The sequence below is a fragment of the Flavobacterium cheongpyeongense genome (assembly GCF_003202435.1).
GTDB lineage: Bacteria > Bacteroidota > Bacteroidia > Flavobacteriales > Flavobacteriaceae > Flavobacterium > Flavobacterium cheongpyeongense.
The window spans coordinates 1-210 of record NZ_QJHK01000084.1; the positions used below are offsets into that span (position 1 = coordinate 1).

General features: G+C 50.0%; 1 protein-coding gene. It reads right to left on the bottom strand.

What is annotated here, in order from left to right; all coding sequences use genetic code 11:
- Positions 1–210, bottom strand: a 210-nt coding sequence (locus DMB65_RS22305) for an Ig-like domain-containing protein (RefSeq protein ID WP_165835024.1), incomplete at both ends; no start/stop codon positions are given.

The following is a 210-nucleotide window of genomic DNA, read 5'->3' on the forward strand; positions in this document are numbered from 1 at the left end:
GGGTTAACGCTGTGCCGTTGATGCTGGTGATGCTTAATGTATCCCCATCTGTATCGGTATCTAAGCTTAACGGGGTCAGGGTCACGGTGCCTTCTTCGGCTACGGTATAGTTGTCGTCAACGGCTACTGGGGCATCGTTTACTGGGGTTACCGTGATCAATTCATTGGCGGTAGCCGTAGTCGTTCCGTCTGTAATTACATAAGGAATAC